The following is a 6,599-nucleotide window of genomic DNA, read 5'->3' on the forward strand; positions in this document are numbered from 1 at the left end:
ACGATGAAGACCGCGGACCATGCGTCGCTGCAGACCGCCTATCAGGCGTTCGAGGCGGGGCTGGGACGGCCCCTGCCCCGCGCGCTGGGCATCGCCGTCGCGTCGCCGGTCGCCAACGACGTGATCCGGCTGACCAACAATCCGTGGATCATCCGCAAGTCGCTGATCACCGAGCGGCTGAACGCGGACCAGTGGGTCGTCGTCAATGATTTCGGCGCGGTCGGCCATGCCGTCGCACAGGTTCCCGACAGCGACTTCATCCATCTGTGCGGCCCCGACACGCCGCTGCCGTCCGAGGGGATCACGACGATCTGCGGGCCGGGCACGGGGCTTGGCGTCGCACAGCTGCTGCGGCACCGCGACCGGTACCAGGTGCTCGAGACCGAGGGCGGCCACATGGACTTCGCGCCGCTCGACGGGATCGAGGACGCGCTGCTCAAGCGGCTGCGCAAGACCTTCACGCGCGTTTCCGCCGAGCGCGTCGTCGCCGGGCCGGGGATCGTCGCGATCTACGAGACGCTGGCCGAGATGGAGGGGCGTTCGGTGCCCAGCCGCGACGACCGAACGATCTGGACCGAGGCGATCGACGGCACCGATTCGATCGCGCTCGCAGCGCTCGACCGTTTCTGCCTCGCGCTTGGCGCGGTGGCGGGCGATCTCGCGCTCGCGCAGGGCGCCAAGGCGGTGGTGATCGCGGGCGGGCTCGGCTTCCGGATCAAGGACCGTCTGGTTCGCTCGGGCTTCGACCAGCGCTTCGTCGCCAAGGGCCGGTTCCAGACGATGATGGCGGCGATGCCCGTCAAGCTGATCACCCATCCCCAGCCCGGCCTGTTCGGCGCCGCGGCGGCCTTCGCACAGGAACACACGCAATGACCGCAACTATCGCAGACATCATGCAAACCAGCGCCGTCATCCCGGTGCTGGTGATCGAGGACGCGGCACTCGCCCGTCCGCTCGCCGAGGCACTGGTCGCGGGCGGCCTGCGCGTGCTCGAGGTGACGCTGCGCACCGGCGCCGCGCTCGAGGCGATCGCCGAGATGAAGAAGGTCGAGGGCGCGATCGTCGGTGCGGGCACCGTCGTCAACACCCGCCAGTTTGCCGAAGTGATGGACGCGGGCGCGGAGTTCATCGTCTCGCCCGGCCTGACCGAGCGGCTCGCGACGCCGATCATCGAGAGCGGCGTGCCGTTCCTGCCCGGCATCGCCAATGCGGCGGACATCATGACCGGGCTCGACCTCGGCCTCACGCATTTCAAGTTCTTCCCGGCGGAGGCTAGCGGTGGGCTGAAGGCGCTGAAGGCGCTGGCGGCGCCGTTCTATCAGGCGCGGTTCTGCCCGACCGGCGGGATCACCGAGGCGTCCGCGCCCGAGTGGCTGGCGTTCAAGCCGGTGCTGTGCGTCGGCGGGAGCTGGGTGACCGGCGGCACGATGGCCGAGATCGAGATGAAGGCACGCGCGGCCAACGCGTTGCGGGGGTAAGCGTGCAGATCGTCACCCCGGCTGAAGCCGGGGTGACGATCGCGCTACATCTCGCCGCGGGCCTTGCGGATTGCGTACCATTTGCGGACATTGGCGTTGTGCTGGTCGAGCGTGTCGGCGAAGACATGGCCGCCGGTGCCGTCCGCGACGAAATACAGCGCCTGGGTCTGCGCCGGGTCGAGCACCGCGTCGATCGAGGCGCGGCCGGGATTGGCGATCGGGCCGAGCGGCAGGCCGGGGCTGGCATAGGTGTTGTAGCCGTTTTTCGCCTGCAGTTCGGAGCGCAGGATGCGGCGGCCGAGCGGGCGCCCCTTGGTGATCGGGTAGATGACGGTCGGATCCGCCTGGAGCGGCATGCCGACGCGCAGGCGGTTGCCGTAAACCGCGGCGACCATACGACGCTCGGACGGCTTGCCGGTTTCCTTCTCGACGATCGAGGCGAGGATGATCGCCTGTTCGGGGGTCGCCACCGCGATGCCCGGCTTGCGCGCCGCCCAGGCCTTGGCGAGATAGGCGGTCATCGCCGACTGCATCTGCGCGACGACCGTGGCGCGCGTGTCGCCGCGTTCGAACGCATAGCTGTCGGGCAGGATCGAGCCCTCGGCGGGGACGGGCACGGTACCGGTCAGGCCGTCGGCCTTCATCAGCGCGTCGTGGACGAGGACCGAAGGATAGCCTTCGGGGACCGCGACGAGCCGCTGGACGACCTTGCCGCCCTGCATCAGTTTCAGGATGTCGGACGGGCTGGCCTGGGCGGGGATGCGGTATTCGCCCGCCTTGATCGGATCGCCCGAGCCGAAGATGCGCGCGTAGAGCCGGAAGCGGCTGGCGGAGCGGATCGCGCCGGCCTTTTCGAGTTCGGTCGCGGCGGCGGCGAGGCTCGACCCCTGCGGCACCTGGACGGTGAGCGTGCGCGCGGCCGGGCCGGCGCCGCCCCAGCCCTGGACGACGAGGAACAGCGCGACGATCGCCACGAGGGCGAGGATCACTCCGAAACAGCCGACCTTGCGCATTAAAGTTCCCCGGCGGAGGCCGGGGCCCAGTTGGGCAGGCCCTCCGATAAAAGCACCATTCACCCAACTGGACCCCGGCCTTCGCCGGGGAACAGGTTACTTGACCAGCGTCATCACCAGCGAGGCGTTGGTGCCGCCGAAGCCGAACGAGTTGTTCAGCACCGCGCGGACTTCGCGCTTCTTGGCGACGTGCGGCACCAGGTCGACGCCGATGCAGCTGTCGCTCGGATTGTCGAGGTTGAGCGTCGGCGGCACGATCTGGTCGCGCAGTGCGAGGATGCAGAAGATGCTCTCGACCGCGCCGGCGCCGCCGAGCAGATGCCCGATCGCGGACTTGGTCGACGACATCGACAGGCCCGAGATCGCATCGCCGAATAGCCGGCGGACTGCGCCGAGTTCGAGCTCGTCGCCCATCGGCGTCGAGGTGCCGTGCGCGTTGATGTAGTCGATGTCCTCCAGCTTGAGGCCCGACTTCTTGATCGCCATCTGCATCGAGCGGAACGCGCCGTCGCCCTCGGGATGCGGCGCGGTGACGTGATAGGCGTCGCCCGACAGGCCATAGCCGATCACCTCGGCATAGATCTTCGCGCCACGCGCCTTGGCGTGTTCATATTCCTCGAGCACGAGCACGCCCGCGCCCTCGCCCATCACGAAGCCGTCGCGGTCCTTGTCATAGGGACGCGAGGCCTTTTCGGGCGAATCGTTGAAGTTGGTCGACAGTGCGCGCGCCTGGGCGAAGCCGGCGATGCCGAGCGGGCAGACGGTGCCCTCCGCGCCGCCCGCGAGCATCACGTCGGCATCGTCCATCGCGATCATCCGCGCGGCGTCGCCGATCGCATGCGCGCCGGTCGAGCAGGCGGTGACGACCGCATGGTTGGGTCCGCGCAGACCATATTTGATCGAGACCTGACCCGAGATCAGGTTGATCAGACGGCCATGGACGAAGTGCGGCGAGACGCGGCGCGGCCCCTTGGTGTGGAGGACGATCGATTCGCTCTCGATGCCCGGCAGGCCGCCGATGCCCGAGCCGATCGACACGCCCGCGCGCCAGCTTTCCTCGACCGTCATCTCGGTCAGGCCGGCGTCTTCGAGCGCCTGGCCCGCGGCGTCGATGCCATAGATGATGAAGGGATCGACCTGGCGCTGGACCTTGTGGTCGACGCGCTTGGCGGGATCGAAGCCATATTCATGGTCTGCGGGCTTCACCTCGCAGGCGATGCGACAGACCTGGTCCGACGCATCGAACCGGGTGATCGGGCCCGCCCCCGACTTGCCGGCGAGAATGTTCGCCCAAGCCGTTTCAACATCGGCCCCCAGGGGGGTGACCAGGCCTAGCCCGGTTACGACGACACGCCGCATGACCTCAAACTCCACATGCTTCCAAAACGAAACGGCTCCCCGCCCTCTTAGCCCAAGGACGGGGAGCCGCTCAGATCATAGCCACCAGGGCAAGCCCGACGGATCGGACCTCAAGCCCTGATCAGGCCTTGTGCTCGTCGATATAGGTGATCGCGTCCTTGACGGTCGCGATCTTCTCAGCCGCGTCGTCAGGGATCTCGACGCCGAATTCTTCTTCGAACGCCATGACCAGCTCGACGATGTCGAGGCTGTCGGCACCCAGATCGTCGATGAAGCTCGCATCTTCGGTCACCTTGTCGGCTTCGACGCCGAGATGCTCGACGACGATCTTCTTCACGCGGTCTGCGGTCTCGCTCATGTTCGTTCCCTCTATCTTTGGGGGTTTTTACCAGTTCCTGAACGCCCGTAGAACGGGGTCCGTTTCGTGGCAAGGGTCAGTTCATCGCCTTGCCGGGTCGCTTTGCGCGATTGCGGGCGAAAACCGGGCGTTAGCCCGGCTCATGCCGCGGATCCGTGACGTCAGATCATCGCCATCCCGCCGTTCACGTGCAGCGTCTGCCCGGTGACATAGCCCGCCTCGCGGCTGGCGAGATAGACGATCGCGGCGCCGATGTCCGCGCCCTCGCCCAGCCGGCCGGCCGGAATCTTGGTCGTGAGCGCGGTCTTCTGCGCGTCGGGGAGCGCGTCGGTCATCGGCGAGGTGATGAAGCCGGGGGCGACGCAGTTGACGGTGATGCCGCGGCTGGCGAGCTCCTGCGCCATCGATTTCGACATGCCGATCAGCCCCGCCTTCGACGCGGCGTAATTGGCTTGGCCGGGATTGCCGGTGACGCCGACGATCGAGGTGACCGAGATCATCCGGCCGAAGCGCGCCTTCATCATCGGCTTGGCGGCGGCGCGCATCAGGCGGAACGCGGCCTCGAGATTGACGCGGATGACGCTGTCCCACTCGTCGTCCTTCATCCGCATCGCGAGATTGTCGCGGGTGACGCCGGCATTGTTGACGAGGATGTCGATCTTGCCGAGCTTCTCCACCGCCTGGGGGACAAGCGCGTCGACCGCGGCGGGGTCGGACAGGTCGCAGGGGAGCGCGACGTGATCGCCGCCGAGGGTGGCGAGGAAGGCGTCGAGCTTGGCGGCGTTGGAGCCGGATATGGCGAGGCGCGCGCCCTGTGCGGCTAGGGCTCGGGCGATCTCGGACCCGATCCCGCCCGATGCGCCGGTGACGAGGGCGGTCATGCCTGTGAGGTCGAACATTCTAGTCTCCAATAATTTGGTTCACGCGAAGGCGCGATGGCGCGAAGGGGGTGTAGCCGTTGACGATCCGACGGAGCCCCTCCTTCAGCGTTTCGCCTCCGAAGTTGATCAGCAGCCCAAGTGGCTGCCTGGTAAGTCGCAAATAGGTCAGCAATTGCTTTGCGTGAGCGGCGTTCAGCCGCTCGACGGATTTGATTTCGACGAGCAGTCGATTGCCGATGATGAGGTCGATCCGAAATGCCGCATCGAAGTGCAGGCCTTCGAACTCGATCGAAACAGGTCGCTGCCGCTCGACCTGATAGCCCAGAGTGGTGAGCTTGGACGCCAGAACAGTTTCGTAGACGCTCTCGAGCAAGCCTGGGCCCAGTTCGCGGTGAAGGCGCAGAGACACGTTAATGACGTCAGAAGCGGCAGCCTCGATATCCATCATCTTCGCGCCTTTGCGCCTTTGCGTGAATTACATCTTCTTCACGAAATCCTCGATGTCGTCCATCGTGATGACGCTGGTGGTTTCGGCGTCGGGGGCGGTGCGTTTTACCATGGGGGCTAGGACCTTGCCGCCGAATTCGACGAAGTGGCCGACGCCCGCTGCGTGCATTGCGAGCACCGATTCGCGCCAGCGGACCATGCCGGTGACCTGCTGGACGAGCAGGTGGCGGATCGCGCCGGGGTTGGCGACGGCGACCGCGTCGACATTGGCGAACACCGGCACCAGCGGCGCGCGGAGGTCGGCGTCGAGGAGCGCGGCCTCCATCGCTTCGGCGGCGGGCTGCATCAGCGGGCAGTGGAACGGCGCGGAGACGGGGAGCAGGACCGCGCGCTTGGCGCCGAGATCCTTGGCGAGGCCGATCGCCTTCTCGATCGCGAGGCGGTGGCCCGAGATCACGACCTGCGACGGGTCATTGTCGTTGGCGACGGTGCAGATCAGCTCGGCCCCGCCCTCGGCGAGGATCGAATCGACCGCGGCGCCGGCGATCAGCTGCGCCTTTTCGAGGTCGGTGCCGAGCAGTGCGGCCATCGCGCCCTCGCCCACCGGCACTGCCGCCTGCATCGCCCGGCCGCGCAGCTTCAGCAGCCGCGCGGTGGTCGAGAGGTCGAGCGCACCCGCGGCGCAGAGCGCGGTATATTCGCCGAGGCTGTGCCCGGCGACATAGTCGGCCTTGTCGGCGAGGCGCAGACCGCCCTCCTTCTCGGCGACGCGCAGCGTGGCGATCGCGTTCGCCATGATCGCGGGCTGCGCATTCTCGGTGAGGAGGAGGTCGTCGGCGGGCCCCTCGCTCATCAGCCGGAACAGATTCTGGCCGAGCGCCTCGTCGACTTCGGCGAAGACCTCGCGCGCGGTGGCGCTGGCGTCGGCGAGCGCCTTGCCCATGCCGACAGACTGGCTCCCCTGGCCGGGGAAGATGAACGCGCGCATGACCTCTCCTCTTTGAAGCGGGCGGACTAGAAAGGTGTGGCCCGAGTTGCAACCGCGCGAACCTGAACGAACCCG

Annotated in this window: 8 protein-coding genes; 2 read left to right on the forward strand and 6 right to left on the reverse strand. The window is 67.4% G+C overall.

The genetic code is table 11. From position 1 onward, the window contains the following. Together sphsw_RS11970 and eda are read left to right on the forward strand one after the other, a co-directional pair. The coding region (locus tag sphsw_RS11970) for a glucokinase (RefSeq protein ID WP_042467158.1) at nt 1-873 on the forward strand (873 nt) is incomplete at its 5' end. Beyond that, entirely contained in the window at nt 870-1,478 is a 609-nt protein-coding gene (gene eda, locus sphsw_RS11975; protein ID WP_031440818.1) for a bifunctional 4-hydroxy-2-oxoglutarate aldolase/2-dehydro-3-deoxy-phosphogluconate aldolase, read from the forward strand. The genes sphsw_RS11970 and eda, both read left to right, overlap by 4 nt. A gap of 44 nt (nt 1,479-1,522) precedes the next feature. Here the strand turns inward: eda and mltG are convergent, their stop codons facing one another. The 6 genes from mltG to fabD all read right to left on the reverse strand — a co-directional run bounded on the left by mltG (nt 1,523) and on the right by fabD (nt 6,524). Next, a complete protein-coding gene (gene mltG, locus sphsw_RS11980; protein WP_031440819.1) occupies nt 1,523-2,491 on the reverse strand; it encodes an endolytic transglycosylase MltG in 969 nt (322 codons plus the stop codon). A gap of 96 nt (nt 2,492-2,587) precedes the next feature. Beyond that, nucleotides 2,588-3,850 (reverse strand): beta-ketoacyl-ACP synthase II, encoded by a 1,263-nt coding sequence (gene fabF, locus sphsw_RS11985; protein WP_031440820.1) that lies wholly within the window; start codon nt 3,848-3,850, stop codon nt 2,588-2,590. Between the two features lie 121 nt (nt 3,851-3,971). Then, nucleotides 3,972-4,208 (reverse strand): acyl carrier protein, encoded by a 237-nt coding sequence (locus sphsw_RS11990; RefSeq protein WP_031393971.1) that lies wholly within the window; start codon nt 4,206-4,208, stop codon nt 3,972-3,974. A gap of 161 nt (nt 4,209-4,369) precedes the next feature. Next, nucleotides 4,370-5,107, reverse strand: a complete 738-nt coding sequence (fabG, locus tag sphsw_RS11995; protein ID WP_031440821.1) for a 3-oxoacyl-[acyl-carrier-protein] reductase — start codon at nt 5,105-5,107, stop codon at nt 4,370-4,372. Nucleotide 5,108: 1 nt separating this feature from the next. Next, nucleotides 5,109-5,537: a GxxExxY protein gene (locus sphsw_RS12000; RefSeq protein WP_031440822.1), complete on the reverse strand. Its 429-nt coding sequence runs from the start codon at nt 5,535-5,537 to the stop codon at nt 5,109-5,111. A gap of 27 nt (nt 5,538-5,564) precedes the next feature. Then, nucleotides 5,565-6,524, reverse strand: a complete 960-nt coding sequence (fabD, locus tag sphsw_RS12005; RefSeq protein ID WP_031440823.1) for an ACP S-malonyltransferase — start codon at nt 6,522-6,524, stop codon at nt 5,565-5,567. Between the last annotated feature and the right edge of the window lie 75 nt (nt 6,525-6,599).

This window comes from Sphingomonas sp. FUKUSWIS1 (assembly GCF_000733135.1).
Taxonomy (GTDB): domain Bacteria; phylum Pseudomonadota; class Alphaproteobacteria; order Sphingomonadales; family Sphingomonadaceae; genus Sphingomonas; species Sphingomonas aerolata.